Source organism: Aureimonas sp. SK2 (assembly GCF_029813115.1).
GTDB lineage: Bacteria > Pseudomonadota > Alphaproteobacteria > Rhizobiales > Rhizobiaceae > Aureimonas.
Map to the genome: position 1 here is coordinate 59,837 of NZ_JAPZDS010000015.1, position 26,056 is coordinate 85,892.

29 protein-coding genes are annotated in these 26,056 nt (G+C 69.4%); 16 read left to right on the forward strand and 13 right to left on the reverse strand.

The window, feature by feature from the left end; translation table 11 throughout:
• Window positions 1-75 precede the first annotated feature (75 nt).
• From rho to hemE, 4 genes are all read right to left on the reverse strand, one after another.
• Window positions 76-1,341: a transcription termination factor Rho gene (gene rho / locus O5O54_RS17555; protein WP_279483135.1), complete on the reverse strand. Its 1,266-nt coding sequence runs from the start codon at window positions 1,339-1,341 to the stop codon at window positions 76-78.
• Between the two features lie 201 nt (window positions 1,342-1,542).
• Window positions 1,543-2,076, reverse strand: a complete 534-nt coding sequence (locus tag O5O54_RS17560) for a gluconokinase (protein WP_347814895.1) — start codon at window positions 2,074-2,076, stop codon at window positions 1,543-1,545.
• Window positions 2,077-2,141: 65 nt separating this feature from the next.
• Window positions 2,142-2,669: a protoporphyrinogen oxidase HemJ gene (gene hemJ, locus O5O54_RS17565; protein ID WP_279483136.1), complete on the reverse strand. Its 528-nt coding sequence runs from the start codon at window positions 2,667-2,669 to the stop codon at window positions 2,142-2,144.
• A 216-nt stretch (window positions 2,670-2,885) separates the two neighbouring features.
• A complete protein-coding gene (gene hemE / locus O5O54_RS17570; RefSeq protein WP_279483137.1) occupies window positions 2,886-3,908 on the reverse strand; it encodes a uroporphyrinogen decarboxylase in 1,023 nt (340 codons plus the stop codon).
• A 617-nt stretch (window positions 3,909-4,525) separates the two neighbouring features.
• Here hemE and O5O54_RS17575 point away from each other — a divergent pair.
• Genes O5O54_RS17575 through O5O54_RS17595 form a run of 5 tightly spaced genes read left to right on the forward strand, consistent with a single transcriptional unit; the run spans window position 4,526 to window position 8,235 of the window.
• Complete coding sequence (locus tag O5O54_RS17575) at window positions 4,526-5,122, forward strand: Maf-like protein (protein WP_279483138.1); 597 nt, start codon at window positions 4,526-4,528, stop codon at window positions 5,120-5,122.
• Window positions 5,115-5,942: a shikimate dehydrogenase gene (locus O5O54_RS17580; protein ID WP_279483139.1), complete on the forward strand. Its 828-nt coding sequence runs from the start codon at window positions 5,115-5,117 to the stop codon at window positions 5,940-5,942. The genes O5O54_RS17575 and O5O54_RS17580 overlap by 8 nt, the downstream gene beginning before the upstream one ends.
• Window positions 5,939-6,532 (forward strand): dephospho-CoA kinase, encoded by a 594-nt coding sequence (gene coaE, locus O5O54_RS17585; RefSeq protein WP_279483140.1) that lies wholly within the window; start codon window positions 5,939-5,941, stop codon window positions 6,530-6,532. Before O5O54_RS17580 ends, coaE begins: the two co-directional genes overlap by 4 nt.
• A 57-nt stretch (window positions 6,533-6,589) precedes the next feature.
• Window positions 6,590-7,300 (forward strand): DNA polymerase III subunit epsilon, encoded by a 711-nt coding sequence (gene dnaQ / locus O5O54_RS17590; protein WP_279483141.1) that lies wholly within the window; start codon window positions 6,590-6,592, stop codon window positions 7,298-7,300.
• 47 nt (window positions 7,301-7,347) lie between these two features.
• A complete protein-coding gene (locus tag O5O54_RS17595; RefSeq protein ID WP_279483142.1) occupies window positions 7,348-8,235 on the forward strand; it encodes an EamA family transporter in 888 nt (295 codons plus the stop codon).
• Between the two features lie 63 nt (window positions 8,236-8,298).
• On the opposite strand, the gene secB is transcribed toward O5O54_RS17595, so the two are convergent.
• Both secB and O5O54_RS17605 read right to left on the reverse strand, forming a co-directional pair.
• Entirely contained in the window at window positions 8,299-8,820 is a 522-nt protein-coding gene (gene secB / locus O5O54_RS17600; protein ID WP_279483143.1) for a protein-export chaperone SecB, read from the reverse strand.
• 111 nt (window positions 8,821-8,931) lie between these two features.
• Complete coding sequence (locus O5O54_RS17605; RefSeq protein WP_279483144.1) at window positions 8,932-9,480, reverse strand: FxsA family protein; 549 nt, start codon at window positions 9,478-9,480, stop codon at window positions 8,932-8,934.
• Between the two features lie 125 nt (window positions 9,481-9,605).
• Between O5O54_RS17605 and O5O54_RS17610 the strand changes: the two genes are divergently transcribed.
• The 6 genes from O5O54_RS17610 to O5O54_RS17635 all read left to right on the forward strand — a co-directional run bounded on the left by O5O54_RS17610 (window position 9,606) and on the right by O5O54_RS17635 (window position 13,453).
• A complete protein-coding gene (locus tag O5O54_RS17610; RefSeq protein WP_279483145.1) occupies window positions 9,606-10,298 on the forward strand; it encodes a Tim44/TimA family putative adaptor protein in 693 nt (230 codons plus the stop codon).
• Between the two features lie 14 nt (window positions 10,299-10,312).
• A complete protein-coding gene (locus O5O54_RS17615) occupies window positions 10,313-11,434 on the forward strand; it encodes a murein transglycosylase A (protein WP_279483146.1) in 1,122 nt (373 codons plus the stop codon).
• The gene (locus O5O54_RS17620; RefSeq protein WP_279483147.1) at window positions 11,431-11,973 is read left to right on the forward strand and encodes a Smr/MutS family protein; all 543 of its coding nucleotides are present in this window, start codon (window positions 11,431-11,433) and stop codon (window positions 11,971-11,973) included. Before O5O54_RS17615 ends, O5O54_RS17620 begins: the two co-directional genes overlap by 4 nt.
• The gene (locus tag O5O54_RS17625) at window positions 11,970-12,368 is read left to right on the forward strand and encodes a helix-turn-helix transcriptional regulator (protein WP_279483148.1); all 399 of its coding nucleotides are present in this window, start codon (window positions 11,970-11,972) and stop codon (window positions 12,366-12,368) included. Before O5O54_RS17620 ends, O5O54_RS17625 begins: the two co-directional genes overlap by 4 nt.
• Before the next feature lie 75 nt (window positions 12,369-12,443).
• Entirely contained in the window at window positions 12,444-12,971 is a 528-nt protein-coding gene (locus O5O54_RS17630; RefSeq protein ID WP_279483149.1) for a hypothetical protein, read from the forward strand.
• On the forward strand, window positions 12,971-13,453 hold the full coding sequence (locus O5O54_RS17635; protein ID WP_279483150.1) for a DUF421 domain-containing protein: 483 nt from the start codon (window positions 12,971-12,973) through the stop codon (window positions 13,451-13,453). Before O5O54_RS17630 ends, O5O54_RS17635 begins: the two co-directional genes overlap by 1 nt.
• Window positions 13,454-13,456: 3 nt before the next feature.
• Here O5O54_RS17635 and O5O54_RS17640 read toward each other — a convergent pair whose 3' ends face one another.
• Both O5O54_RS17640 and O5O54_RS17645 read right to left on the reverse strand, forming a co-directional pair.
• Window positions 13,457-14,398 (reverse strand): DUF1402 family protein, encoded by a 942-nt coding sequence (locus tag O5O54_RS17640; protein WP_279483151.1) that lies wholly within the window; start codon window positions 14,396-14,398, stop codon window positions 13,457-13,459.
• A 186-nt stretch (window positions 14,399-14,584) separates the two neighbouring features.
• The gene (locus tag O5O54_RS17645) at window positions 14,585-15,046 is read right to left on the reverse strand and encodes an Lrp/AsnC family transcriptional regulator (RefSeq protein ID WP_279483152.1); all 462 of its coding nucleotides are present in this window, start codon (window positions 15,044-15,046) and stop codon (window positions 14,585-14,587) included.
• 170 nt (window positions 15,047-15,216) lie between these two features.
• On the opposite strand from O5O54_RS17645, the gene O5O54_RS17650 reads away from it, so the two are divergent.
• From O5O54_RS17650 to ilvD, 3 genes are all read left to right on the forward strand, one after another.
• Window positions 15,217-15,942 (forward strand): aspartate/glutamate racemase family protein, encoded by a 726-nt coding sequence (locus tag O5O54_RS17650; protein WP_279483153.1) that lies wholly within the window; start codon window positions 15,217-15,219, stop codon window positions 15,940-15,942.
• 49 nt (window positions 15,943-15,991) lie between these two features.
• Complete coding sequence (locus O5O54_RS17655; RefSeq protein ID WP_279483154.1) at window positions 15,992-16,786, forward strand: class II glutamine amidotransferase; 795 nt, start codon at window positions 15,992-15,994, stop codon at window positions 16,784-16,786.
• Window positions 16,787-16,949: 163 nt separating this feature from the next.
• Window positions 16,950-18,794, forward strand: a complete 1,845-nt coding sequence (ilvD, locus tag O5O54_RS17660) for a dihydroxy-acid dehydratase (protein ID WP_279483155.1) — start codon at window positions 16,950-16,952, stop codon at window positions 18,792-18,794.
• 7 nt (window positions 18,795-18,801) lie between these two features.
• Here ilvD and O5O54_RS17665 read toward each other — a convergent pair whose 3' ends face one another.
• Window positions 18,802-19,995, reverse strand: a complete 1,194-nt coding sequence (locus O5O54_RS17665) for a GGDEF domain-containing protein (RefSeq protein WP_279483156.1) — start codon at window positions 19,993-19,995, stop codon at window positions 18,802-18,804.
• Between the two features lie 146 nt (window positions 19,996-20,141).
• Window positions 20,142-21,452 (reverse strand): ATP-dependent protease ATPase subunit HslU, encoded by a 1,311-nt coding sequence (hslU, locus tag O5O54_RS17670; RefSeq protein ID WP_279483157.1) that lies wholly within the window; start codon window positions 21,450-21,452, stop codon window positions 20,142-20,144.
• A 300-nt stretch (window positions 21,453-21,752) separates the two neighbouring features.
• On the opposite strand from hslU, the gene O5O54_RS17675 reads away from it, so the two are divergent.
• Together O5O54_RS17675 and O5O54_RS17680 are read left to right on the forward strand one after the other, a co-directional pair.
• Window positions 21,753-22,475 carry a LuxR family transcriptional regulator gene (locus tag O5O54_RS17675; RefSeq protein WP_279483158.1) on the forward strand — a complete coding sequence of 241 codons (723 nt, stop codon included), beginning with the start codon at window positions 21,753-21,755 and terminating at the stop codon, window positions 22,473-22,475.
• On the forward strand, window positions 22,472-23,092 hold the full coding sequence (locus tag O5O54_RS17680; RefSeq protein ID WP_279483159.1) for an alpha-ketoglutarate-dependent dioxygenase AlkB: 621 nt from the start codon (window positions 22,472-22,474) through the stop codon (window positions 23,090-23,092). Before O5O54_RS17675 ends, O5O54_RS17680 begins: the two co-directional genes overlap by 4 nt.
• 13 nt (window positions 23,093-23,105) lie before the next feature.
• Here the strand turns inward: O5O54_RS17680 and O5O54_RS17685 are convergent, their stop codons facing one another.
• The 3 genes from O5O54_RS17685 to O5O54_RS17695 form a co-directional block, all read right to left on the reverse strand.
• On the reverse strand, window positions 23,106-24,668 hold the full coding sequence (locus tag O5O54_RS17685; protein WP_279483160.1) for a glucan biosynthesis protein: 1,563 nt from the start codon (window positions 24,666-24,668) through the stop codon (window positions 23,106-23,108).
• 94 nt (window positions 24,669-24,762) lie between these two features.
• The gene (coaA, locus tag O5O54_RS17690; RefSeq protein WP_279483161.1) at window positions 24,763-25,740 is read right to left on the reverse strand and encodes a type I pantothenate kinase; all 978 of its coding nucleotides are present in this window, start codon (window positions 25,738-25,740) and stop codon (window positions 24,763-24,765) included.
• Window positions 25,730-26,050, reverse strand: a complete 321-nt coding sequence (locus O5O54_RS17695) for a phosphoribosyl-ATP diphosphatase (RefSeq protein WP_279483162.1) — start codon at window positions 26,048-26,050, stop codon at window positions 25,730-25,732. The genes coaA and O5O54_RS17695 overlap by 11 nt, the downstream gene beginning before the upstream one ends.
• Between the last annotated feature and the right edge of the window lie 6 nt (window positions 26,051-26,056).

A 26,056-nucleotide genomic window follows, 5' to 3' on the forward strand; every position in this document is an offset into this window, starting at 1 on the left:
TCGAGGCTCCTGCGCCCACGAAAAAGGCCGCCGTGTCGCCACCGCGGCCCCCGAAGGCGTGAAGGGCGGATGCCCTTACGTGTTCATGGAATCGAAGAAGTCGGCGTTGGACTTCGTCTGCTTGAGCTTGTCGTTGAGGAACTCGATCGCGTCGGTGGTCCCCATGGGCGCCAGGATGCGGCGCAGGACGAAGATCTTCTGCAGGTCCTGGCGCGGGACCAGGAGGTCCTCCTTGCGCGTGCCGGACTTCAGGATGTCCATGGCCGGGAAGATGCGCTTGTCGGCCACCTTGCGGTCGAGCACGAGCTCGGAATTGCCGGTGCCCTTGAACTCCTCGAAGATCACCTCGTCCATGCGCGAGCCGGTATCGATGAGGGCCGTCGCGATGATGGTGAGCGAGCCGCCTTCCTCGATGTTGCGCGCCGCGCCGAAGAAGCGCTTGGGGCGCTGGAGGGCGTTGGCGTCGACGCCGCCTGTCAGCACCTTGCCGGAGGAGGGCACGACCGTGTTGTAGGCGCGGCCGAGACGGGTGATGGAATCGAGAAGGATCACGACGTCGCGCCCGTGCTCGACCAGACGCTTGGCCTTCTCGATCACCATTTCGGCGACCTGCACGTGGCGCGTCGCCGGCTCGTCGAAGGTGGAGGAGACGACCTCGCCCTTCACCGAGCGCTGCATGTCCGTCACTTCCTCCGGCCGCTCGTCGATCAGGAGCACGATGAGGTAGCACTCGGGATGGTTGGCGGTGATCGAGTGGGCGATGTTCTGGAGAAGCACCGTCTTGCCGGTGCGGGGCGGCGCGACGATCAGCGCGCGTTGGCCCTTGCCGAGCGGGGCGACCAGATCGATCACGCGGGCCGACAGGTCCTTCTTGGTCGCGTCGGTGAATTCCATCTTGAACCGCTCGTTCGGGTAGAGCGGCGTCAGGTTGTCGAAGTGGCTCTTGTGGCGGATCTTCTCCGGATCGTCGAAGTTGATCGTGTTGACCTTGAGCAGCGCGAAATAGCGCTCACCATCCTTCGGAGAGCGGATCGTCCCTTCCACCGTGTCGCCGGTCTTGAGCGAGAAGCGGCGGAGCTGCGACGGCGAGATGTAGATGTCGTCGGGGCCGGGCAGGTAGTTGGCCTCCGGCGAGCGCAGGAAGCCGAAGCCGTCCTGCAGCACCTCGACCACGCCCTCGCCGATGATCTCGACGTCCTGCGCGGCCAGGCGCTTCAGGATGGCGAAGAGGAGTTCCTGCTTGCGCAGGACGGAGGCGTTCTCGACCTCGTTCTCCTCGGCGAAGGCGACGAGCTCGGCGGCGTTCTTGTTCTTGAGGTCCTGGAGTTTGATCTCGGACATGGAAGGGGCTCCAACCCCATCCGGACCTTCGAGGCCACGCGGCATGGGGGCGTAAACAGACGGGGGAAGGGTCAGGCCGGAACGAGGATGGACATGTTCGGCTGAAGGGGCGGGACGGCAGGCATGGCCGCGTCGCGCCGGAGGCGGGATACGCCGATTCCTATAGTCGCGCTCGCGGCGAAGCGCAAGGGCGGACGGCTTTCAGATGGGGTCGAGCCCCAGTTGCCGCAAGGCGTCGGCCACCACGGCGTCCGGCGTCTGCTCCACCGAGACCCGCACGCCGTCCTCGCCGTCATTCAGGGGCTCGAAGTCGGCATATTGCGAGGCGAGCAGCGAGGGCGGCATGTAGTGGCCCTTCCGCTTCTCCATGCGCTCGCGGATCACCGCCTCGTCGGCCGTCAGTTCCACGAAGCGCACGCGGGCCGAAGCCCCGCGCAACACGTCGCGATAGCGCCGCTTCAGCGCCGAGCAGGTGATCACCGCCGAGCGTCCGGCCGCCGCCTCCCCGGACACCCAGTCGCGGATCGCCAGGAGCCACGGCGCCCGGTCCTCGTCGTTCAGCGGAATGCCCGCCGACATCTTGTCGATATTGGCCTTGGGGTGGAACTCGTCGGCCTCGGCGAAGACCCAGCCGAGCCTTGTCGCCAGCCCCTTGGCCGTGGTCGTCTTGCCGGTGCCGGACGGGCCCATCACGACGAGGCAGACGGGGCGGTCGGACGCTTGGACTTCGGACAAGGGGGTCGGCTCCGGCGAGAAACGATCCGCGTTAGATCGCATAGCCCAACCCAAAGGCAAGCCGCTCAGAACGGCTTCACCACCACGAGGATCACGATCACCACCATCAGGAGGGCCGGCACCTCGTTCATGATCCGCCAGTGGCGGCTCGACTTGGTGATCTCGTCCCGCTCCAGCCGCTTACGCGAGGCCGACAGATAGCCATGGAGGCCCGAGAGCAGCACCACGAACAGGACCTTGGCGTGCAGCCAGCCGCCCCGGAAGGCGAAGACCTCGATCGCCAGCCACAGGCCCGCCACCCAGGTCACGATCATCGCCGGGTTGATGATGCCGCGCATCAGGCGCCGCTCCATCACCTTGAACGTCTCGGCCTGCGGCGAGCCCACCCCCGCCTCCGTGTGGTAGACGAAGAGCCGCGGCAGATACAGCATCCCCGCCATCCAGGAGATCACCGCCAGGACGTGCAGGCTCTTCACCCAGAGTTGCGCCTCCAAGGGCACGAAGCCGAACAGCACCACCGCCAGCACCACGCCGCCCGCCAGCGAATACAGGAGCGAACGGTCCTTCTGGGCGGGCTTGGGCGAAACGGTCATGGCATCCTCCGGACGATCATCCCGCCTGCCTAGTCGAGAACCGCTCCAAACGGAAGCGGCTGGGGGCGAGGGATGGCGGGGCTGCCGCCCCGGTCCCCGCTCGGGAAGGAATTCCCGAACCCTTCTTTTCGTCTGGGACTTTTCCGAAGGTGAGGAGGGGTCCAGGGGAAATCATTTCCCCTGGCGGGGTCCGGGGGCAGCGCCCCCGTCTGTCCCTCACCCCTGCCGCACCCGTTCGACGAGGCGCTCGACGTGGGCGATCGGCGCGTCTGGCGTGATGCCGTGGCCGAGGTTGAAGACAAGGGGGCCTGCCCCGAGGTGTTCGAGGATGGCGTCGATGCCCTCGTCGAGGGCATGGCCGCCGGCGATGAGGCGGAGCGGGTCGAGATTGCCCTGGACGGGGCCTGTCGTCTGAAGCTCGGCGGCGAAGGAGAAGGGGACGGACCAGTCGAGGCCGACCGCGTCGACGCCGGTCCCAGTTCGGTAGGCGGGCAGGAGGGGGCCGGCGCCCTTGGGAAAGCCGATGATGCGGACACCGGGAACGGCCGCGCGCACGCGCTCGACGATGCGGCGGGTGGGCGCGATCGAAAAGCGGTGGAAGGAGAGTTCGTCGAGAACGCCGGCCCAGGAATCGAAGATCTGGACGCAGTCGGCGCCGGCCTGGAGCTGGCGGATCAGGTATTCAACGCTCATCTCGGCCAGCAGCGCGAGAAGTTCGTCCATCGCCTCCGGGTGCGCGTAGGCGAAACGCCGGGCGGGCGCCTGGTCGGGCGTGCCGTGGCCGGCGATCATGTAGGTCGCGACGGTCCAGGGCGCGCCGCAGAAGCCGATCAGGGCCGTCTCGGCCGGCAGCTCGGCACGCAGGCGCGCGACGGTGGCGATCACGGGCGCGAGATGCGTGTCGGCGTTGGTCGGATCGAGCCCCCCGATCTCGTGCGGGGCGATCGGGTCCATCTGCGGCCCCTCGCCCTGCACGAAGCGGACGTTTCGGCGCAGGGCGTCGGGAATGACGAGGATGTCGGAGAACAGGATCGCCGCGTCGAAGCCGAAGCGGCGGATCGGCTGGAGCGTGACCTCCGTGGCGAGGTCCGGATTGTAGCAGAGGTCGAGGAAGCCGCCGGCCTTGGCGCGCGTCTCGCGATATTCGGGCAGATACCGTCCGGCCTGGCGCATCAGCCAGATCGGGGGCGGGAACACGGTCTCGCCGGCGAGAACGCGGTTGAGCTTGCGCTCTTGCATGGAACACCTTTCGCGGGACGGCACGGGGGCGCGAGGAGGGATGCCTCTTGAGCCGAGCCCCGTCCAGCCCCTTTCGATGCGGGAAGGATGGAAGACGCCGGCCGGTCTCCAGATAGCCCGACGGGTTTTCCCGTCCGCCCCTCTTAGAAAAGAAATCCATGAAAAGAGAGATTCTGATTCTATGAGTCGGTGGATCACGGGAATTCACAACCGTCCCGCCGACGAGGCCGAACCGTCGTGCGCCCGAGGTTCAGGCCTGCGGCGGAAATGGGGCAGGCGCGTCAACGCCTTGGGCAGAATCGTGGCACCCGGTCTTGGAGACGTGTCCCCGAAGTTCACAAGCGCTCGGGCACAGGCCGCGGTGGTCCGCGAACTGTGGATGACGGCGAGGTTTTCAAAAGGGCGAAAAAGGCTTGGAGGCCGGGAGGGCCGCGCGTCCCCTGATTCCCACAAGGGGCCGGAAAGACCGGGGGTTCCCCCGCCCGCCGCTTGCGCCGGGCCGCAGAATCGAGTCCGCCTTTCCCGTCGGGTTTGCGCCTCTCGCAGCGTCCAATAAACAGGGCGAGTTTGAACAAAGGTTTAATGGGTGCGGCAACGGCCCGGAAAGGATGATGGCGATGGGAGGACTGATCCTCGCCTCGGGGAGCCGCCACCGGCAGGCGCTTCTGCGGCAGGCCGGCATCGAGGCCGAGGCCGATCCCTCGACGCTGGACGAGCGGCTGGTGGAAGCGCCGCTGAAGGAGTCCGGCGCGACGCCGGACGAGGTCGCGCTGGTTCTGGCCGAGGCCAAGGCCGTGGACGTGTCGGAGCGCCGGCGGCAAGCGCTGGTGATCGGGGCGGACCAGGTCCTGTCGGTGGGCGACGAGATCCTGCACAAGCCGGCCGACATGGAGGCCGCGCGCCGCACGCTCCTGAAGCTGTCGGGCCGCACCCATCATCTCGACAGCGCCGTGGTGCTGGCGCGGGACGGCGAGGCCCTGTGGCGGCACGTCTCGCGCGCCTCCATCACCTTTCGGGACCTTTCCCCGCCCGAGATCGGGCGCTATCTCGCCGCCGCCGGCGACGTCGTCCTGTCCAGCGTCGGCGCCTATCAGGTGGAAGGGCGCGGTCTGCAGCTCATGGAGCGGATCGAGGGCGACCTCTTCACGATCATCGGCCTGCCCATGCTGCCCTTGATCGCCGAGCTGCGGGCACGGGGGGCGCTGGATGCGTAAGGCCTTCGTTACAGGCTGGCCGATCGGCCATTCGCGCTCGCCGCTGATCCACGGCACCTGGCTGCGCGATCTCGGCATCGCCGGGTCCTACGAGAAGATCGCGGTGCGGCCGGAGGAGTTTTCGGCCTTTCTGGAAGGCCTGGAAGCCAAGGGTTTCGTCGGCGGCAACGTCACCATTCCCCACAAGGAGGCGGCCTTTGCCGCCTGCGCGCGTCTCGACCCGGCGGCGGAGGCGATCGGGGCGGTCAATACGCTCTGGTTCGAGGACGGGCGGCTCGTCGGCGGCAACACGGACGCCTACGGCTTTTCCGCCAACCTGGACGAGCGCCTGCCCGGCTGGCGCGACGCCGGAACGGCCGTGGTGCTCGGCGCCGGGGGCGCGGCACGCGCGGTGGTCCATGCCTTGAGGGAGGCGGGCGTCGCCCGGATCACCGTTCTCAACCGCACCCGCGAACGGGCCGAGCGGCTGGCGGAGGCCTTCGGCGCACAGGCAGGAGGGGAAGACGCGTTCGAGCGGGTCGCAAGCGCATGCGACCTCGTCGTCAACACCAAGCCCGCCGACCCGGCAGGTCTGACGGAAGCCGACATCCGCGCCGTTGCGGCCCTGCCCGCCGAAGCGCTCGTCACCGACATCGTCTACGCTCCGCTGGAGACGGCGATCCTGAAGGCCGCCGCCGCGCGGGGCCTTCGCACGGCCGACGGGCTCGGCATGCTGCTGCATCAGGCCGTGCCGGGCTTCGAGCGCTGGTTCGGCCGGCGGCCCGCCGTGAGCGAGGCCCTGCGCGCGGCGGTGATCGCCGACATCGAGCGGCCGGCATGACGATCCTCGGCCTCACCGGCTCCATCGGCATGGGCAAGTCGACCACCGCCGCGATGTTCGAGGCGCTGGGCGTGCCCGTCCACTCGGCCGACGCGGCGGTGCATCGCCTTTATGCCGGCCGGGCGGCTCCCCTGGTGGAAGCGCGCTTTCCCGGCACGGTGCGGGGCGGCGTGGTGGACCGCGCGGCGCTGGGCGCGCGCGTCCTCGGCGACCGGCAGGCGCTCGCCGACCTCGAGGCCATCGTCCACCCGCTGGTGCGCGAGGAGAAAGGGGCGTTTCTGGAAGCCGCGCGCGCGGGCGGCGCCCGGCTCGCCGTCCTCGACATTCCGCTCCTCTACGAGACGGGCGGGGAGGGGCGGGTGGACGCCGTTCTCGTTGTCACCGCGCCGCCGGAGGTGCAGCGGGCGCGCGTGCTCGCCCGGCCGGGCATGACGGCGGAGAAGTTCGAGGCGATCCTCGCCAGCCAGATGCCGGATGCCGAGAAGCGCACCCGCGCCGATTTCGTGATCGACACGGGGGAAGGGCTCGAGGCGGCGAGGGCGGCCGTCCGGGGGATCGTCGAGAGGTTCGGGGCGCTTCCCGGGACTTGAGGCTTGCGCGCGGGCGCCGGCTGTCCGACATGGAGAGGGACAGCCGAGGGAAGTTCCATGCGCGAGATCGTCTTCGACACCGAAACCACGGGCCTCGACTTCGCCGAGGACCGCGTGATCGAGATCGGCGGCATCGAGCTCTGGAACCACATTCCGACGGGGCGCGAGTTCCACCGCTTCATCCGCCCACAGGGCCGCAAGGTCGATCCCGGCGCCTTCGACATCCACGGGATTTCCGACGACTTCCTGAAGGACAAGCCGGTCTTCGCCGAGGTGGTGGACGACTTCCTCGCCTTCTTCGACGATGCCCGCCTGATCGCGCACAACGGCACGTTCGACATGCGCTTCATCAACGCGGAACTCGCCCGCCTCGATCGGCCGCCGATTCCGAACGAGCGCCTGATCGACACGCTCACCATGGCGCGGCGCAAGTTTCCGATGGCGCCGGCCACCCTCGACGCCCTCTGCTCGCGTTTCTCCATCGACACCTCAAAGCGCGACAAGCACGGGGCGCTGGTCGATTCGGAGCTGCTCGCACAGGTCTATATCGAGCTGATCGGCGGCAAGCAGTCCGCCCTGAAGCTCGTGACGGAGGACGAGGCGCGGGCGAACGAGGGCTTAGGCACTGGCGTCCGGCGCAGCCTTCCGCCGCGCCCGGCGCCGCTCGCCCCCCGCCTCACGGCGGCCGAGGTCGAGGCGCACCGCGCCTTCGTGTCCGGGCTCGGAGACGCGGCCCTCTGGCGCCGCGTCGAAGGCTTCGAGAGCTGACGGCGGGACGGCTGTTCACAGGTCGTCCAAGCGCCTAAGAGCGGGGCATGGACGCACCCCTCCTCCCGTTTCGCCACTTCCTCCTGGGTCTGGCCGTCGTTGCCGTCTGGGGCACCAATTTCGTGGTGATCCACGAGGGGTTGAAGCATCTGCCCCCGCTCCTCTTCGCCGCCCTGCGCTTCCTGTTCGCCGCGCTGCCCGGCATCTTCCTTCTGCCACGGCCGCGCGTGCCCTGGAGCCGGCTTGCGGCCTATGGCCTGCTGATCGGGACCGGCCAGTTCGGCCTCCTGTTCATCGCCATGAACGGCCACATCTCGCCGGGCATCGCCTCCCTGGTGATCCAAAGCCAGGTCTTCTTCACCATCGCGCTGGCCATGCGCCTGTCGGGCGAGCGGATCCGGCCCTACCAATGGGTGGCGCTGGGGCTGGGGCTCGCCGGCCTTCTCGTCATCCTGACCCATACGGACGGATCGACCACGCCGCTCGGCCTCGCCCTCGTCCTGGTGGCGGCCCTGTCCTGGGCCGGCGGCAACATCGTGGCGCGGCAGACCGGCGTCACCAACATGCTGCCCTTCGTGATCTGGGGCAGCGTCTTCTCCGCCCCGCCGCTGTTCGCGCTCTCCTTCGCCCTGGAAGGCTGGGACGCGATCCGCGCCGGCCTCGCGCAGGCCAATGCCGTCGCCTGGGGCGCCGTGCTCTGGCAGACGGTCGGCAACACGATGTTCGGCTATGCCGCCTGGGGCTGGCTCCTGTCGCGCCATCCGGCGGCGCTGGTGACGCCCATGGCGCTGCTCGTGCCGCTCTTCGGCATGGGCGCCTCGGCGCTCCTGATCGGCGAGCCCCTGCCGGCCTGGAAGATCGGCGCGGCGCTCCTCGTCATGTCGGGCCTCGTGCTCGGCCTCCTCTACCCGCGCTGGCGCAACCGCCGAGCTTGAGACGAAAAAGGGGCGCCGCCGATCCCTCGGGGCGCCCCTTTCGTTCGTTTCCGGCCCGATGGATCAGGCGACCGGCTGGACCTGCGCCTTGGCGCGCTCCTCGGCGAGGCGCTGGGTGAACAGGGCGGCAAAATCGATCGGGTCGATCATCAGCGGCGGGAAGCCGGCATTGCGCGTGACGTCCGCGACGATCTGGCGCGCGAAGGGGAACAGGAGGCGCGGGCACTCGATGAAGAGGACCGGGAGCATGTGCTCCTGCGGGAAACCTTCGAGGCGGAACACGCCGCCATATTCGAGTTCCACGTGAAACAGCGTGTCGGAGCCCTCGCCTGCGCGCGCGTTCAGCGTCAGGCGCACGTCGTATTCGTGGTCGCCGCCCTGGACCGGGTTGGCGCCGACATTGACGCCGATGTTGATGCCGGGCGCGCGGGCCTGGCCACGCAGCGAGTTCGGGGCGCCGGGGCTCTCGAAGGACAGGTCCTTGATGTACTGGGCGAGAATGTTCAGCGAAGGCTGGGCGCCCTGGCTCGCGCCGTTGGCGCCATTGGCACCGTTCGCGCCGTTGGTCTGGTCGATCTGGGACATCGGGGCTCCTCGGGCGCTGGTCCGCGCCCCTTCCAAGATGGCGGCGTCTGTCCGCCGCGGCTCGGGGCCGCAGCTATCACGGGGCCGGGGGAGGAAACAAGCGCGGGGCTGTCAGTGCAGCGTGCGGGGGCCGCGGTCGTTCGGGTCCTCGCCCGGCCCGTCCAGTGCCGTCCAGGGGCTGTCGGCGGCGCCGTCCCGGCGGCGGAACTCGCCGCCCGAAAGGTCGATGACCTCGGGGCCGGGCTGCCGATAGGGGGCGTCGCGCCGGCCGCGCGGACCCACCACCACGATGCGCGAGCGCATCCGCTGCCAGACGAAGTCGCGCACCGGCGGCAGGAACAGGAGTAGACCGAAAAGGTCCGTCACGAAGCCCGGAAGGATCAGGAGGATGCCGGCCAGCGCGATCATCGCGCCGTGGACGATCTCGCGCTCCGGCACCCGGCCGGCCCGCGCCTCGGTCTGCGCGGCGCGCAGGGTGGACAGGGTCTGGCGCTTCAGGAGGAGCGATCCGACGAGGACGCCGGCGACCACCAGCGCCAGCGTCGGCCAGACGCCGATCTCGCCGCCCACCCAGATGAAGACGCCGATCTCGATCAGCGGCAGCGCCAGAAGCGCCAGGGGAATGAGGATCAGCGGCATACGGATGGAAGCTCTCGACAAAGGCGGCGATCCCGCCGGGCGCCTTCAACATAGGACGCGGAAGCGTGAATTTGAATGCGGGGCGCCCTGGCTCTATATGAAGCGGGCGTAACCATCGCTTGATCTTTTGGGACACACGGGCATTCATGGGCTTCGGGACGATCTTCTTCATCGTGGTGGCGGCGATCGTCCTGTACCAGCTGCGCTCCGTTCTCGGCCGGCGCACGGGCAACGAGCGTCCGCCCTTCGATCCCTATTCCCGCCCGACGGAAGGGCCGGCGCCGGCTCAGGGCAATGTCGTGACGCTCCCCTCGCGCCGCATCAATCCGGACGAGACCGCCGCCTCGCCCTATGAGGCGATCGACAAGGCGGCGGCGCCCGGCACCCCGGCCAACGAGGGCCTGCGCCGGATCAAGGACGCCGACCCGAGCTTCGAGGTCGAGACCTTCGTCGAGGGCGCCAAGACCGCCTACGAGATGATCGTCACCGCCTTTGCGGACGGCGACCGCAAGCTTCTCCAGAACCTCCTGTCGCCCGAGGTCTACCAGGGCTTCGACGCCTCCATCACGGAGCGCGAATCGCGCGGCGAGCGGCTCCAGTCCTCCTTCATCGGCATCAACGAGGCGAGCGTCACGAGCGCCGAACTGAAGGACCGCGAGGCGTTGGTGACGATGCGGATCGTCTCGCAGCTCATCTCGGCGACCCTGAAGTCCGACGGCACGGTGGCGGACGGCGATCCGGAGACGGTGGTCGAGGTCATCGACGTCTGGACGTTCGCCCGCGACACGCGGTCGCGCGATCCGAACTGGCGCTTGGTGGAAACCGAATCCGAGGACTGACAGGCCTCCCCGCGATGTCCGCCTCCACCCAACCGGAGCCGAGCGGGGCGCACGGGTTCGCGCCGCTGGGCTTCGACGACCTGCCCGCCTGGGGCCGCGCCGATCATCGGCCGGCCCTTTTCGCGTTTCGCCGCTCGGCGCCCACGATCCTCGGGTCGGGCGCGGCGCCCGCCGCCTTCGGCCTCCGGCCCGCCGACTTCGCACCCGCCGCCCGCGCCGCGCTGAAGGGCGGCCCGGATCCGACGCGGACGGAGGCGCGCGCCTTCTTCGAGCACTTCTTTCGCCCGGCCGAGATTCTGACGCAGGGCGCGCCGGCGCCGGGCTTCGTGACCGGCTACTACGAGCCCGAACTTCCCGCCTCGCGCCAGGCGACGCCCCGGTTCCGCGTCCCGCTCTACCGCCGGCCGGACGACCTCCTGTCGCTGGAGGACAGCGAGACGGCGGAGGGTCTCGAGCCGGACACGCGCTTCGCCTTGCGCGACGGGAGCGGACGGCTGCGGCCCTATCCCGACCGTGCGGCGATCGAGGGCGGCTGGCTGAAGGGCAGAGGCCTCGAACTCGTCTTCCTGGAAAGCGCGGTCGACGCCTTCTTCGTCCATGTCCAGGGCTCCGCCCGCCTCGCGCTGCCGGGCGGCGAGACGATGCGCGTCGGCTATGCCGCCAAGAACGGCCACCGCTTCACGGCGATCGGCCGGGTCCTCGTCGGGGAGGGGGAGCTGCCGCTGGAAGGCGCCGACATGGCCGGTATCCGCCGCTGGCTGGCGGCCCACCCCGAGCGGGCCGAGGCGCTCCTCCACCGCAACCGCTCCTTCATCTTCTTCCGCGAGGTGCCGGTCGAGCCCGGCGCCGGGCCAATCGGCGGCTCGGGCGTGCCGCTGACGCCCTTCGGCTCGCTGGCCGTCGATGCGGCCCTCCATGCCTACGGCATGCCCGTCTTCGTGGAGGCGCCGGGCCTTGCCGTCGCGGGCGCGCCGTTCGGAAGGCTTCTCGTCGCGCAGGACACGGGCTCGGCCATCGTCGGCGCGGCGCGGGGCGACATCTTCACCGGCTCCGGCGACGAGGCGGGAGAGATCGCCGGCACCATCCGCCATTCCGCGCGCTTCCTCGCGCTCCTGCCGACGGGCGACCGGCCGTGAGGCGCCGACGCGACCTGTCGGGCGAGGAGCGCCGCCTCTGGGCGAGCGTGGCGCGCTCCGCCGTTCCGCTGCCGGGCAAGGCGACGCCCGACCTGCCGCCCGAGCCGGAGCCCGCGCCCGCCCCTCCGAAAGCAGAGACGCCCAAGGCCGGCGGCATGGCGGCCGCTTTTCCGCCGGCCCTGCGCCCGCGCGTGGCGCCGGCGCCGCCCGCCCTTCATCCGATCGACCGGCCGGTCCGGCGCAAGATCGGCAAGGGGCGGATCGAGCTGGAGGATCGGATCGACCTCCACGGCTGGACGGAAGCGGTGGCCCACGGCGCGCTCCTTCATTTCCTGCGCTCGGCCAAGGCGCGCGGGCTGCGCCATGTCCTCGTCATCACCGGCCGGGGCGCCTCCTTCGGCTCGACGGGGAGCCTGAAGCGCGCCCTGCCGCACTGGTTCTCGACGCCCGACTTCCGCAGCCTCGTCTCCGGCTACGACCAGGCCGAGCGCGGCCATGGCGGGGAAGGGGCCTTCTATGTCCGGGTGCGCCGGCGATGACGCCCTTCGGCCTCCGGGTGCGGGCGCTGCGCCAGGAGCGCGGCATCACGCAAGGGGAGATGGCCAAGGCGCTGGGCGTCTCGGCCGCCTATCTCTCGGCGCTCGAACACGGCAAGCGCGGCCGGCCGACCTGGTCGATGCTCCAGCGCATCATCGGCTATCTCAACGTCATCTGGGACGACGCGGAGGACCTCGAGCGGCTCGCCGAGCTTTCCCACCCCAAGGTGATCCTGGAAACGGGTTCGCTGAGCCCGGAAGCGACGGCCTTCGCCAACCGCCTGGCAGAGAGCCTGCCGCTCTTGAGCGCCGAGGACATCGCGGCGCTGGACGCGCTGCTTCAGGAAGCGGCCGAGCGCGGCGAAGCGGCCGAGCGGGCGCGCCGCCGGCAGCGCTAGCCGAAGCCCGAACGCCTTGAAGCGGCCGGCGGAGACGATAGCTCCCTTCTCAGCCGTGCGCTGGGGGTGCGTCTCGTGTCCGACATCGACTTTCCCGAAGGCCTCGGCCATCCGCATCTCGAAGCACCGACGCCGATCAGGCGCCATGCGAGCCCCCTGTCGCTGCTGATCCTCGGCTCGCTCGTCGCGGCGGCCCTGCTCGGCGCCTTCGGCGGCAACGGGCTCGACCGGCTGGAGGCGGACGGGGCGGGGGCGCGGCTCGCGGTCGAGACGCCCGCGACCTTGCGCAACGGTGAGTTCTACGAGGTGCGCGTCGCCATCGTGCCAAAGCGCCCGGTGACCGACCTCGTCTTCGCCGTCGAGCCCTCCCTCTGGCGCCAGACGACGCAGAACTCCATGCTGCCGGCCGCCGCCGAGGAGAGCTTTTCGGACGGCGCCTTCCGCTTCTCCTACGGCCCGGCCGATGCGGGCGAGGAACGGCGGATCAAGATGGACTTCCAGATCAATCCGTCGCTTCTGGGCAACGTCGCCGGCACCGTCTCCGTACTCGACGGCGACAGCGAACTGGCGAGCCTGCCGGTGACGATCGAGGTTCGCCCCTGATGGACATCGTGCTGCGCGCCACCGTGATGTTCGCGGTGCTCTATCTTCTGATCCGGCTCCTGGGAAAGCGCGAGCTGGCGCAGATGACGCCGTTCGAGCTGGTGGTGCTGATCGTCATGGGCGATCTCATCCAGCAGGGCGTCACCCACAACGACTTCTCGCTGACCGGCGCGACGCTCGCCGTCGTCACCTTCGCCTTCTGGGGCCTCGTCCTGTCCTGGGCGACCTATCTCTCGCCCCGCGCCGAGCGTCTGCTGGAAGGCCGGCCGCGGGTCATCGTGAAGGCCGGCGTCCTTCTGGAGGACAACCTGCGCCGCGACCGCATCACGCGCCGGGAGGTGGAATCGGAAATGCGGCTGGCCGGCATCGCGCGCCTGTCGGACGTCGCCTGGGCGATCCTGGAGCCGCAGGGCAAGATCAGCTTCATCGCCGCCGACAAGAGCGACCGGGCCAAGGCGCCGGACGACAGTCCGATCGGCTGACCGTCAGGGGAAGATCGCCTGGAGGTCGGCGATCTTCTGGTTCACCAGCCAGCCGTAGTAGTTCTCCTCCGGCACGCGGGTTCCGCCGGCCCGGTTGGCGCTGGCGAGTTTCTCGGCCCGACCGATCGGGTCGCCGACATTGTAGAGCGTCGCCACCACGCCCGGATTGCCGGAAATGTCGAAGCCGGCGATGTCGCGATAGGCGTCGATCGAGGTGCGGATCACGGCGGCCATGTAGGCGAGCGTCCGGTCGGGATCCATGATCGCGGCATAGACCTCGCCGGCGTCGCGCATGTCGAGCCGGGGATAGCCGGAGACCCGGTGCACCATGTCCGACACCGAGAGGGCGGTCAGCGGGTTGAGCTGCCCGAGGCCGAAGGTCTGGCCGGCGTAGAAGGGCTGGAAGAACGTAGCCCCGAAGCGGTTGTCGGGATAGGCGATGCCGTCCACCGTCCGGCCGCGGAAGCTTCGCTCGAACACGGCTTCGCGGCAGGCCCAGAGGCGTGCCTCGCTGGACGCCCTCTCGCAGGCCGAGAACTGCGGCCGCGCGACGAAGTCGGCCACCGCCTCGCCGCGATAGGCGAAGTTGACGCCGCTGGTGAGGTACGACGCCGCCTTGACGTAGTAGCTCTGGAGCCGGTCCATCGCGTCCACGTTGTAGGTGTGCTCGCCCACCAGCGCGCCCGCGATGTGGATGGGCTCGATGCCGTAGAGGCGCGCCGCCTTGCGGATCTTGTCCTGCAGGCTGCGGTTCTCCGCCAGAAGGGCGTGGATCTTCTCGTATTTCGCGTCGAAGCTGGAGCGCGTCGCCTTGGTGCGCGAGCGCGAGCCGCCGGGAATGTCCGGCTGCTCGGCATGGCGGTTGCCGGACGGCAGGCGTGTCTCGGCCGTCGCGGGCTGGACGGCGAGGCAGGCGAGGGCGAAGGACAAGGCGAAACGGATCATGACCGGCTCTGCGGGGCGGCGCAGGCGATCCGCTATCCCATCGCGGCGGGGCGCGCAAAGCCCATTCGCGCGCCGGCCTCAGGATGCGCCGCTGGTGCGACCAAACAATCACAATCGCTTGTGCGGACCGATCGCGGCGAAGACATGACGGGAGGATGCTTCACGTGAAACATCCTCCAGCCGACATCAGGCATAGCGGGTCGGCAGCGCGGTCTCGGTCTTGACCGTCTCCATCGAGATATAGGCCGACACGTCGAACAGCTCGACCCGCGAGACGAGCCGCTTGTAGATCGTGTCGTAGTGCTCGACGTCCGGCAGGACGATCTTCAGGATGTAGTCGAAATTGCCCGTCAGCCGGTGTACCTCGACGATCTCCGGGATCGCGGCGAGCGCGGCGCGGAACTCCTCCAGCCAGCCGCCCGCATGGCGCGAGGTCTTCACGATCACGAAGACGGTGGTGGGCAGGTTGATCTTCCTGCGATCGACCAAGGCGACGCGCCGCCTGACGTAGCCCTCGTCCCGCAGGCGCTGGATGCGCCGTGAGCAGGCGGAGGGCGAAAGCGCCGCGCGCTCGGCAAGATCCTGCACTGGGCGGTCGGCATCCTCCTGCAGGAGGTCGAGGAGAAGGCGGTCGCGATCGTCGAGCATGGGACGATCATGCGCGCTTACATGCCACCGTGCAAGAACGGCGCGTCGAAACGGGCTTTCGTGCACGTTTAGTGCACAAGTTAAGCCGGTCCTAACCCACAAAGCGCGCCGTTTGCGCGAGGCCGGCGATAGGCTCTCCGTATCGAAGCGCCATTCAAGGGGACGGGCAGATGAAGCGGATCGGGCTGATCGGGGGCATGAGCTGGGAATCCACCGCCGTCTACTACCGTCTTCTCAACGAGGCCGTTCGCGCGGCGGGCGGGCCGCTGGATTCGGCCGACATCCTCCTCCACTCCCTGAACTTCTCCGACGTCGTGGCGCTCCAGAAGGCCGGCCGCTGGGATCTGGCCGCCGCCATGCTCGCCGACAGCGCCCGTCGGCTGGAGCGGGCCGGCGCCGACTGCGTGCTGATCTGCACCAACACGATGCATCTCGTCTCCGCCGAGGTCGCGGGGGCCGTCTCCATTCCGCTGATCGACATCATCGCCGAGACCGGCGCCCGGCTGCGGGCCGCGGGCGCGCGCAAGCCGCTGCTCCTCGCCACCCGCTACACGATGGAACACGGCTTCTACGCCGACCGGCTGGAACAGGCGGCCGGCTTCCGCCCGATCGTGCCGCAGGCGGCCGACCGCGAGACCGTCCACCGCGTCATCTTCGAGGAGCTCTGCGCGGGCCGGGTGCTCGAAACCTCGCGCCGCGAACTGATGACGATCGTCGAGCGCGGCGTGGCCATGGGCGCCGATTCCGTCATTCTCGGCTGCACGGAGATCGTCCTCTCGCTCGACCCAAGCGCCTTGCCGGTGCCGGGCTTCGATTCCACCGCGATCCACGCGGCGGCCGCCGCCCGCGTCGCCATGGAGGCCTGCGACCAGCTTCGCGAACGCATGGTGGCTTAGCTCTAGACGCTTCGACCCCGATCGGCCGAACGCCTGCAGGACCGCCGCCATGTGCCGCCTTCTCGCCTATCTCGGAACGCCGCTCTTCCTGGAGGATCTCCTGATCCGCCCGGAAGGCTCGCTGGTCTCCCAGTCTCTGGCAGCGCGGGAAGCGCGCACCGTCGTCAACGGCGACGGCTGCGGCCTCGGCTGGTACGGCGAGCGGCCGGAGCCCGGCCTTTACCGCGGCATCCTGCCCGCCTGGTCGGATGCCAATCTCGCCTCGCTCTGCCGGCAGATCCGCTCGGGCCTGTTCCTCGCCCATGTGCGCGCCGCCACCTCCGGGGGGGTGTCCACGGCCAACTGCCATCCGTTCGCGCTGGGCTCCCGCCTCTTCATGCACAACGGCCAGATCGGCGACTATGCCCGCGTGCGGCGGCAGGTGGAGGCCATGATCCCCGACGCCGCCTATGCCGCCCGGACCGGCACCTGCGACTCGGAAGCCCTGTTTCTCGCCGCCCTCGCCCATGGGCTGGAGGAGGATCCGGTCGGCGCCTTTGCCCGGACGCTGTCCGCGGTCGAGGCGCTGAAGAGCCCCGGCGCCGACCCCACGCGCTTTGCCGCCGTCCACACCGACGGCCAGCGCCTCTTCGCCTTCCGCTGGGCGAGCGACGGCCAGCCGCCCTCGCTCTATTCGCGCTACGACGCCGGCGGCGTCCTGATCGCCTCGGAACCCTGCGGCTCGGACCCCGCGGCCTGGGTGGCGCTGCCCTCGGGAAGCCTGCTCGAAGCCGGCCCCGGCGGAGCCTGGCTGCGCGCCTTCGACGTGCCCGGCGCCAAGCGGGCCGGACGCCGCGCCGCCTGAGAACGGCCGCCGCGCGCCGGTCACGGCCTTCGCCATCCTTTTGACGCGGGTGTCGTTTCGGCTTGTCTGGAACGATTATCGCCTATCCGCGCATCACCCTGTTGGTTCTCGCGCCAAACAGGTGTAATGGCGGGTACGCCTCAAGAGATCGGCAGGTTTCCCGATGCCCCATTACCGTTCCCGCACCACCACGCATGGCCGCAACATGGCCGGAGCCCGCGGCCTGTGGCGCGCGACTGGCATGAAGGACGAGGATTTCGGCAAGCCGATCATCGCCGTCGTCAACTCCTTCACCCAGTTCGTGCCCGGCCACGTCCACCTCAAGGACCTCGGCCAGCTCGTCGCCCGCGAGATCGAGGCGGCCGGGGGCGTCGCCAAGGAGTTCAACACGATCGCCGTCGACGACGGCATCGCGATGGGCCACGACGGCATGCTCTATTCGCTGCCCTCGCGCGAGATCATCGCGGACTCGGTGGAGTACATGGTCAACGCGCACTGCGCCGACGCCATGGTCTGCATCTCCAACTGCGACAAGATCACGCCGGGCATGCTGATGGCGGCGCTCCGCCTCAACATCCCCGTCGTCTTCGTCTCGGGCGGCCCGATGGAGGCCGGCAAGGTCGTCTGGCCCGACCAGAGCGTGAAGAAGCTCGACCTCGTGGACGCCATGGTCGCGGCCGCCGACGACCGCGTCTCGGACGAGGAGATCAAGGTCATCGAGCGCTCGGCCTGCCCGACCTGCGGCTCGTGCTCCGGGATGTTCACCGCCAACTCGATGAACTGCCTGACCGAGGCGCTGGGCCTGTCCTTGCCGGGCAACGGCTCGACGCTCGCCACCCACGCCGACCGCAAGCGGCTCTTCGTCGAGGCCGGACATCTCATCGTCGATCTCGCCCGCCGCTACTACGAGCAGGAGGACGAAAGCGTCCTGCCGCGCTCCATCGCAAGCTTTGCCGCCTTCGAGAACGCGATGACGCTCGACATCGCCATGGGCGGCTCGACCAACACGGTGCTGCATCTGCTTGCCGCCGCCCACGAGGGCGAGGTGGACTTCACCATGGCCGACATCGACCGCCTGTCGCGCCGCGTGCCCGTGCTCTGCAAGGTCGCGCCGGCGATCTCCAACGTTCACATGGAGGACGTGCACCGGGCCGGCGGCATCATGGGCATCCTCGGCGAACTCGACCGCGCGGGCCTTCTCGACACCACGGTCGGCTGCGTCCACGCCGAATCCATGGCCGACGCGCTGGAGCGCTGGGATATCAAGCGCACCACGAGCAAGACGGTCCACGACTTCTTCACCGCCGCGCCCGGCGGCGTGCCGACGCAGGTCGCCTTCAGCCAGGAGCGCCGCTTCGACGCGGTGGACGACAACCGCGAGACGGGCGTCATCCGCGACGCCGCCCACGCCTTCTCCAAGGACGGCGGTCTTGCGGTGCTCTTCGGCAATCTCGCCGAGGACGGCTGCATCGTGAAGACGGCGGGCGTCGACGAGAGCATCCTCAAGTTCTCGGGCAAGGCGCGCGTCTTCGAGAGCCAGGACGCTTCCGTGAAGGCGATCCTGTCGAACGAGGTCCATCCCGGCGACGTCGTCCTGATCCGCTACGAGGGACCACGCGGCGGGCCGGGCATGCAGGAGATGCTCTATCCGACGAGCTACCTGAAGTCGAAGGGCCTCGGGAAGGCCTGCGCCCTCGTCACGGACGGGCGCTTCTCCGGCGGCTCCTCGGGCCTCTCGATCGGCCACGTCTCGCCGGAAGCGGCGGAAGGCGGATTGATCGCGCTGGTCCACGAGGGCGACCCGATCGAGATCGACATCCCCAACCGCTCAATTCATCTGGCCGTGGACGACGCCGAGATCGCGCGGCGCCGGGGCGAGATGGCCGAGAAGGGGGCGCTCGCCTGGAAGCCGACCGAGGTGCGCAAGCGCAAGATCACGACGGCCCTGCGCGCCTATGCCTCGATGACCACCAGCGCCGCGCGCGGCGCCGTGCGCCAGGTCGACTGACGCGCCCTCAGGCGAACTGCAAGGCGACGGGCGCGCGCCCGTCGTCGGCCGGCGCGCCTTCCTCCACCAGCCGGTTGCGGCCTTCGCGCTTGGCCCTGTAGAGCGCCCGGTCGGCGCTGCGCAGGAGATCCTCCATCGAACGCGCCTCGCCGGGGCCGGCGAAGGCAAGGCCGATGCTCACCGTCACCGCCGGACGCCCGGCCGGCCGGTCGCCCTCGATGGCGGCCCGGATTGCCTCGCCGAGCCGGCGCGCCTCCTTGAGGGTCGCCCCCGGCAGCAGGCTGACGAACTCCTCGCCCCCCATGCGCGCCAGGATGGGCGCGCCGCCCGCCCTCGTGCGCAAGGGGGCAAGCACCCCGCGCAGGGCGGCCGCAAAGCGCACCAGCGCGTCGTCGCCGCCCGCATGGCCCCACTCATCGTTGATCCGCTTGAAATGGTCGATGTCGAGCACGAGCACGGCCGCGCCCCTGGCCAGGACGTCCGGCCGCTCCGAGCGCTCGCGGAAGGCGCGGCGATTGGGCAGGCCGGTGAGCCCGTCGGTCGCGGCCGCCGCCCGCTGCCGGTCGGCCTCGTTGCCGAGTTCCAGCGTCGTCACCGCCAGCACCAGCACGACGTAGATCACGAGATAAAGGAGCAGCCAGAGCGCCGCGACCGGCTGGTTCGCCAGAAGCGGCGTGACCACCTCCGACTGCATTGCGGTGTAGGCGGTCATGCCGATCGAGACGACCGACAGGACCAGGAGAAGGCCGGCCGCGAGCCAGCGGTTCGGTATCGGCCGCGCCCGCAGCATCTCCACGCACATCGCGAAGCAGTAGGCGGCGAAGAGGAGGGTCGCGACCACGTTGCGCGGCTGTTCGGCGGCGAAGAAGGGCGGCACAAGGCAGGCCGCGCTCCAGATAGCGGAGCCCGCCAGGACCCATCGCACCGGCCGCGGCCGGCCATGGACCAGGCGAACCGCGGCCCAGAGAAAGGCGAAGACCTGGATGAAGAGGATCTGGGCCGCCCAGACCGCGATCCAGTCCGGAACGATCTGGCGCAGCATGTAGAGGATGCAGCCGAAGGTCGCGCTCGTGGCCGAAAGGGCGAGCCAGAGATGGATGGGCCGATCGCGCTGGCCGATCCATAGGGTCCAGAAATAGGCGGCGATGGCGAAGTCGAGCGCGACGGAGGCGAGAAACAGCGTTGCCGTATCGAGCGTCACCAAAGGCCCCCTTGTCCAAACCCGTCATCGGCCTAGTTCACCGATTTGGTCTGTCGTCTACCATATCCTGTGAAGGACAGGCGACAGGGAACCGGCATTCGAAAATGCCGGCCGGGGGCTTGGTTCATGCGCCCTGAAGACGCGCCTCAGAGGATGTAGCGCGACAGGTCGACATTGCCGGCGATACCGTCGAGCGCCCGGCGCACGTAGTCGCCGTCCACCTTGTAGGACTGCCCGCTCCGGTCGGGCGCCTCGAACGAGATGTCGTCGAGAACGCGCTCCATCACGGTCTGCAGGCGGCGCGCGCCGATGTTCTCGACCGAGCCGTTGAGCGCGACCGCGACGTCCGCGATGGCGTCCACCGCATCGTCGGTGATCTCGAGATCGACGTTCTCGGTCTTCAGGAGCGCCACGTACTGCTTGAGGAGCGAGGCTTCCGTCTCGGTCAGGATGCGGCGGAAGTCGTCGCGGTCGAGCGCGCGCAGCTCGACGCGGATCGGCAGGCGGCCCTGGAGCTCGGGCAGGAGGTCGGAGGGCTTGGAGACGTGGAAGGCGCCGGACGCGATGAAGAGGATGTGGTCGGTCTTCACCGGCCCGTGCTTGGTGGCGACCGTGGTGCCCTCGACGAGCGGCAGGAGGTCGCGCTGGACGCCCTCGCGGGACACGCCCGCGCCGCCGCGCGCCTCGCCGTTGTTGGCGACCTTGTCGATCTCGTCGAGGAAGACGATGCCGTTGTTCTCGACGGCGCGGATCGCGTCGGCCACCAGCGCCTCCGTGTCGAGGAGCTTGTCCGACTCCTCGTTGATCAGGAGGGCGTAAGAGTCCTTCACCGTGGTGCGGCGGGTCTTGGTGCGCCCGCCCATCGCCTTACCGAACATTTCCGACAGGTTGAGGACGCCGATATTGGCGCCGGGCATGCCGGGGATGTCCATGCCGCCGAGCGGGTTGGCCGTATCGGCCACCTCGACGTCGATCTCCTTGTCGTCGAGCTCGCCCGCGCGCAGCCGCTTGCGGAACGAGTCGCGCGTCGCGGGCGAAGCGGTCTTGCCGACAAGGGCGTCGAGCACGCGGTCCTCGGCGCCGGCATGGGCCTTGGCGCGCACCTCCTCCCGCTTCTTCTCACGGGTCAGCGCGATGCCGATCTCCACGAGGTCGCGGATGATCTGCTCGACGTCGCGACCGACATAGCCGACCTCGGTGAACTTCGTTGCCTCGACCTTGATGAAGGGCGCGCCGGCGAGCTTGGCCAGGCGCCGCGAGATTTCGGTCTTGCCGACGCCCGTCGGTCCGATCATCAGGATGTTCTTCGGCGAGACTTCCTCGCGAAGCGACCCGTCGAGCTGCTGACGCCGCCAGCGGTTGCGAAGGGCCACGGCCACGGCGCGCTTGGCGTCCTTCTGGCCGATGATGTGGCGGTCCAGCTCGGACACGATCTCGCGAGGGGAAAAGTCGGTCATGGACGTACGGGGTCTCGAAATAGACGCCCATCCGCCGGATGCGGATGGTTCCGGACCCCGACATGGGCATCGGCGGGGGCGCCTGCCAGAGGCCCGCCTTCCGCGTCCTGGCGCCAGGCGTCGAAAAACATGGCCGAACGGGGGTCGTATCGTGGCGCCTTCGCGATAGGATAGGAGACGCAGGTTCGCATACAGTGCGAATCGCCATCCTGACCCGGCCGCCCGCGCCCCGTCCTTGGAAAGGATCGCCATGACCGTTTCCCGAAATCGATCCTGGCCGGCCGACGCCGCATCGGGCGCATGAACCGGCCCGAGGCCAGCTTCGTCGGCCGCCTGGAGCGGCCCTGGTCGGAAAAGGCGCTGCGCGATGCCGTGGGCGAGATCGTGGGGTCGGCCGGATTCGACCGTTTCGCCCTGATGACCATTCCGTCCACCGACGAGGCCGGGGCCGAGATGCGCCCCCTCCTGTCGAACTGGGAGGACGAGTTCCGCCTCGGCTTCGAACGGCTCGGCCTCCACCGCTTCTCGCCGGTCGTCCGGGCGCTGATCAGCGGCTCGCTACCCTTCATCTGGGACGTCGAGTTCATCTACGGCTTCGATCCGGACGATCCGAACGGCTCGCCGCCGCCGGGCCGCTTCCTGGCGGCGCACGGGTGCCAGTCGGGCGTCTATTGCCCCGTCCACGGCATCTCAGGCTTCACGGGCGTCCTGGCGGTGGCCGGGCCGCGGCCCGCGATGGGCGAGGCCGAGGCGGACGGGCTGCAGCTTCTCGCCTTCGCAGCCTTCGGGGTGCTGGCCGCCTGCCGCTACGAGGAGAACCGGCGCAACAACCCGCTGACCAATCGCGAGCGCGACTGCCTGAAGCTCGCCATGCTCGGCAAGACCTCGCCGGAGATCGGCACGATCCTGAACCTTTCCGAGCACACGATCTCGCAGTACCTCACCTCCGCGACGCGCAAGCTCGACGCCTCCAACCGCACCCATGCCGTGGCGCTCGCCGCCCAGCTCGGCTACCTCTCGTGAGCGCGCCGGGCGCCCTGCCGCCCGGGCTGCACCACCATCCCGGACGGCTCGACGCGGCGGCCCAGGGCGCGCTCCTCGCCGCCATCCGCGAGGCGGCGGCCGAGGCCCCGCTCTACCGCCCGGCGATGCCCGGCACCGGAAAGCCCTTCTCGGTGCGCATGACGAACTGCGGGACCCTCGGCTGGGTGTCCGACCGCGCGGGATACCGCTACCAGCCGCTCCATCCCGAGACGGGCCGGCCCTGGCCGGCGATCCCGGCGACGCTCCTCGAACTCTGGGGGGAACTGGCGGGCTACCCGCATCCGCCCGAAGCCTGCCTCGTCAACTTCTACGAGCCGTCGGCGCGCATGGGGATGCACCAGGACAAGGACGAGGAGGACCTCGCGGCGCCCGTCCTGTCGGTCTCGCTCGGCGACGAGGCGCTGTTCCGCTTCGGGGGGGTGACGCGCGGCGGACCGACGCGCTCGCTGCGTCTTCGCTCCGGCGACGTCCTGGTGCTCGGCGGCGAAAGCCGGCTCGCCTTCCACGGCGTCGACCGGATCTATCCCGGCACCTCGACGCTGCTGAAGGGCGAGGGCCGCATCAACCTCACCTTGCGGCGGGTGACGCGGCCCTGACGGTGGTGGCGCGTCAGGCGCCCATGGAGGCGGGCAGGAACTGGTAGGCCCAGGTCTCGGTCAATACCTTGTCGCCCTGGCGCATGTAGAGGCGCAGCTCCACCGGGTCGCTGCCCTCGGCCGTCAGGTCGAAGGTGACGCGCCAGGCGGTGCCGACCTTGACGGAGTAGCAGTCCACCTTGCCGACCGTGCCGCGCGAGGCGGAGGCGACGGCCTCCACCCCCTTGGCGTCGCGGTCGAGGGCGGCCACCAGCCCCTGGTCGAAGTCCACCACGATCTTTGTGACGCCCGCCGGGCGCGGCTGGCCGGCGATGCCGCCGCGCCCCAGGCGCGTCGCCACCACCTTGCCGACGTCGCCGGGGAAGGGCTCGCGGTTCGACCAGTGGAGCCAGTAGTCGAGGGCGATCGCGTCGCCCTTTCGCACCGGCTTCTCGGCGAGCCAGTAGGCGGCGATGTTGTCGTGGATCTCGTCGTCGGTCGGGATCTCGACGAGCTGCACGACGCCTGGCCCCCAGTCGCCCTTCGGCTCCACCCAGACGGAGGCGCGCTTCTCGTAGAAGACGCCGTCGTCCTCGTAGTTGGCGAAGTCGCGGTCGCGCTGGAGGAGGCCGAAGCCGCGGGGGCCTCGGTCGGAGAAGCTCGAGGTCATCACGCGCGGCGGGTTGTTGAGCGGGCGCCAGAGACGCTCGCCCGTGCCCGTCCATAGGGCGAGACCGTCGGAGTCGTGCACCTCGGGCCGCCAGTCGATGCGGCGCTGCTTGTCGGTCTCGGAATACCAGTACATCGAGGTCAGCGCCGCGATGCCGAAGCGCTCGATGTCGTCGCGCGCGAAGTAGCGCGACTGGATGTCCATCACGATCGGCCCGCCCTTCTTGATGTCCATGCGCAGGACGCCGGCGACGCGCGGCGAGTTGAGAAGGCAGGTGATGACGAGGCGCCCGCCCGCCGAGGGCTCGAGGAAGAAGTCGGTGAAGCGCGGGAATTCCTCCGGCGTCGGCATGGCGACGTCGATGGCGAGCGCGCGCGCCGACATGCCGAACTGGTTGTCCTCGCCGGACGTGCGGAAATAGGCGGCGCCCAGAAACGCCAGCCAGTCGGCGTCCGAGCCCGGCTCCAGCACGCGGAAGCCCGCAAAGCCGATATCGTCCGGAAGCTCCTTGGCGGGAGAGTCCGCCGGGATCGTGAAGAGATTGGGGTCGTAGCGCAGCGTGCGCGCCTCGCCGTTCTCCACGACGTGGATGCCGACCGGCAGCTTGAAGTAGCGGCCGAGATGGAAGAAGCGGATCGGCGCCTTGCCGTCGTTGAGCTGGAGCGTCTCGCTCTTCTTGTACTGGATGCGCCAGTGCTGGTCGAAGTCGATGCGCTCCAGGACATCGCCCGAGCGCGGCACTTCCGGAACGTAAGGGCTTGCTGCCAGCGCCCGGGCGCGCTCCACCAGCGCGTCGAAGGAGAAGGGTTCGGGCGCCCCGAACTGGAGGAGGTCGCCGTCGGCGGCGAGCGCGCCGCGCGTGGCGGAGGCGAGGCCGAGGGCGGCCAGGCCCATCATCCATTCGCGTCGGTTGAGATCGATCGTCATCGGCGTCTTCCCACGTCCCTGTTAGAAGCCGGGCGGGGTGTTGGGCCGAGCGTGGGAGAAAGTCAACCGTTCGGCCGGCTGCCGGCCGTGCGGATCAGATCTTGCGCAGCGCCACCTGCTCGACCAGGTGGTCGCCGCCTTTGCGCAGGATCAGGTCGGCGCGCGGGCGCGTCGGCAGGATGTTCTCGTGGAGGTTCTTGGCGTTGATCGTGGTCCAGAGCCGCTCGGCGACCTCCAGGGCTTCCCGCTCCGAGATCTTGGAATAGCGATGGAAGAAGGAGCTTTCCTCGCGGAAGGCCGTCTCGCGCAGCCGCATGAAGCGCGAGATGTACCAGGTGTGGAGATCGCGCTCGTCCGCGTCGATATAGATCGAATGGTCGAAGAAGTCGGAGACGAAGGGCACAAACTTGCCGTCCCGCGGCATCTCTCGGGTCTGGAGGACGTTCAGCCCCTCGAAGATCAGGATGTCCGGCTGGTCGACCTCGATCCGGTCGTCGGGCATCACGTCGTAGAAGAAGTGCGAGTAGACCGGCGCCGTGACGTGTCGCGCGCCGGCCTTGATGTCGGAGAGGAAGCGCAGGATCGCCCCGACGTCGTAGCTTTCGGGAAAGCCCTTGCGCTGCATCAGCCCGTCGCGTTCCAGGATCGCGTTGGGATAGAGGAAGCCGTCCGTGGTCACGAGATCGACCTTGGGCGTTCCCGGCCAGCGGGCGAGGAGCTCCTTGAGGATTCGCGCCGTGGTGGACTTGCCGGCGGCGACCGACCCCGCGATGCCGATGATGAAGGGCGTCTTCACCTGGGTCGAGCCGCGCAGGAAGCGCTTGCGCTGCCGGAACAGCGCCTGGCTAGATTCCACGTGCGAATAGAGAAGGCGCGAGATGGCGAGATAGATGCGCTCGACCTCGTCGAGGTCGATCGCGTCGCCCATCGAGCGCAGGCGCTGCACCTCGCCGGCCGAGAGGGTCAGCGTCTCGCGGCCCCGGAACGTCGCCCATTCGCCGGCCGAGAAGAAATGGTAGGGCGACAGGCTGGAGGGCGCGAGCTGGTCCATCGCGGGCGCTTCAACCAGCATGCGGCCGGGCGGCCTTTTCCTCGAGCCCGGTGCGCGCCGTGCGCGACTGGAGCTCGGCCATCACGTCGGCGAGCGGTACGCCCTTGAGATGGAGGAGCACGAGGAGATGGTAGAGGAGGTCGGCGGCCTCGCCGCGAAGCGCCGCCTCGTCCTCGGCCAGCGCCGCGATCACCGTCTCGACCGCCTCCTCGCCGAGCTTCTGCGCGACCTTGGGGACGCCCCGCCGCGCGAGCTTGGCGGTGTAGGAGGCTTCGTCCGTCGAGGCCGCGCGTTCGGCGACGATCGCTTCGAGTTGCGAGAGGTCGAACATGGCGGC

Coding starts and splice junctions, on each gene's coding strand:
- O5O54_RS17575 (WP_279483138.1), top strand. CDS start 4,526: ATGGGAGGACTGATCCTCGCCTCGGGGAGCCGCCACCGGCAGGCGCTT.
- secB (WP_279483143.1), bottom strand. CDS start 8,820: ATGTCCCAGATCGACCAGACCAACGGCGCGAACGGTGCCAATGGCGCC.
- O5O54_RS17650 (WP_279483153.1), top strand. CDS start 15,217: ATGAAGCGGATCGGGCTGATCGGGGGCATGAGCTGGGAATCCACCGCC.
- O5O54_RS17675 (WP_279483158.1), top strand. CDS start 21,753: ATGAACCGGCCCGAGGCCAGCTTCGTCGGCCGCCTGGAGCGGCCCTGG.
- coaE (WP_279483140.1), top strand. CDS start 5,939: ATGACGATCCTCGGCCTCACCGGCTCCATCGGCATGGGCAAGTCGACC.
- rho (WP_279483135.1), bottom strand. CDS start 1,341: ATGTCCGAGATCAAACTCCAGGACCTCAAGAACAAGAACGCCGCCGAG.
- coaA (WP_279483161.1), bottom strand. CDS start 25,740: ATGCTGGTTGAAGCGCCCGCGATGGACCAGCTCGCGCCCTCCAGCCTG.
- O5O54_RS17655 (WP_279483154.1), top strand. CDS start 15,992: ATGTGCCGCCTTCTCGCCTATCTCGGAACGCCGCTCTTCCTGGAGGAT.
- ilvD (WP_279483155.1), top strand. CDS start 16,950: ATGCCCCATTACCGTTCCCGCACCACCACGCATGGCCGCAACATGGCC.
- hemJ (WP_279483136.1), bottom strand. CDS start 2,669: ATGACCGTTTCGCCCAAGCCCGCCCAGAAGGACCGTTCGCTCCTGTAT.
- O5O54_RS17685 (WP_279483160.1), bottom strand. CDS start 24,668: ATGACGATCGATCTCAACCGACGCGAATGGATGATGGGCCTGGCCGCC.
- O5O54_RS17625 (WP_279483148.1), top strand. CDS start 11,970: ATGACGCCCTTCGGCCTCCGGGTGCGGGCGCTGCGCCAGGAGCGCGGC.
- O5O54_RS17595 (WP_279483142.1), top strand. CDS start 7,348: ATGGACGCACCCCTCCTCCCGTTTCGCCACTTCCTCCTGGGTCTGGCC.
- O5O54_RS17695 (WP_279483162.1), bottom strand. CDS start 26,050: ATGTTCGACCTCTCGCAACTCGAAGCGATCGTCGCCGAACGCGCGGCC.
- O5O54_RS17615 (WP_279483146.1), top strand. CDS start 10,313: ATGTCCGCCTCCACCCAACCGGAGCCGAGCGGGGCGCACGGGTTCGCG.
- hemE (WP_279483137.1), bottom strand. CDS start 3,908: ATGCAAGAGCGCAAGCTCAACCGCGTTCTCGCCGGCGAGACCGTGTTC.
- O5O54_RS17640 (WP_279483151.1), bottom strand. CDS start 14,398: ATGATCCGTTTCGCCTTGTCCTTCGCCCTCGCCTGCCTCGCCGTCCAG.
- O5O54_RS17610 (WP_279483145.1), top strand. CDS start 9,606: ATGGGCTTCGGGACGATCTTCTTCATCGTGGTGGCGGCGATCGTCCTG.
- O5O54_RS17580 (WP_279483139.1), top strand. CDS start 5,115: ATGCGTAAGGCCTTCGTTACAGGCTGGCCGATCGGCCATTCGCGCTCG.
- O5O54_RS17645 (WP_279483152.1), bottom strand. CDS start 15,046: ATGCTCGACGATCGCGACCGCCTTCTCCTCGACCTCCTGCAGGAGGAT.
- dnaQ (WP_279483141.1), top strand. CDS start 6,590: ATGCGCGAGATCGTCTTCGACACCGAAACCACGGGCCTCGACTTCGCC.
- hslU (WP_279483157.1), bottom strand. CDS start 21,452: ATGACCGACTTTTCCCCTCGCGAGATCGTGTCCGAGCTGGACCGCCAC.
- O5O54_RS17635 (WP_279483150.1), top strand. CDS start 12,971: ATGGACATCGTGCTGCGCGCCACCGTGATGTTCGCGGTGCTCTATCTT.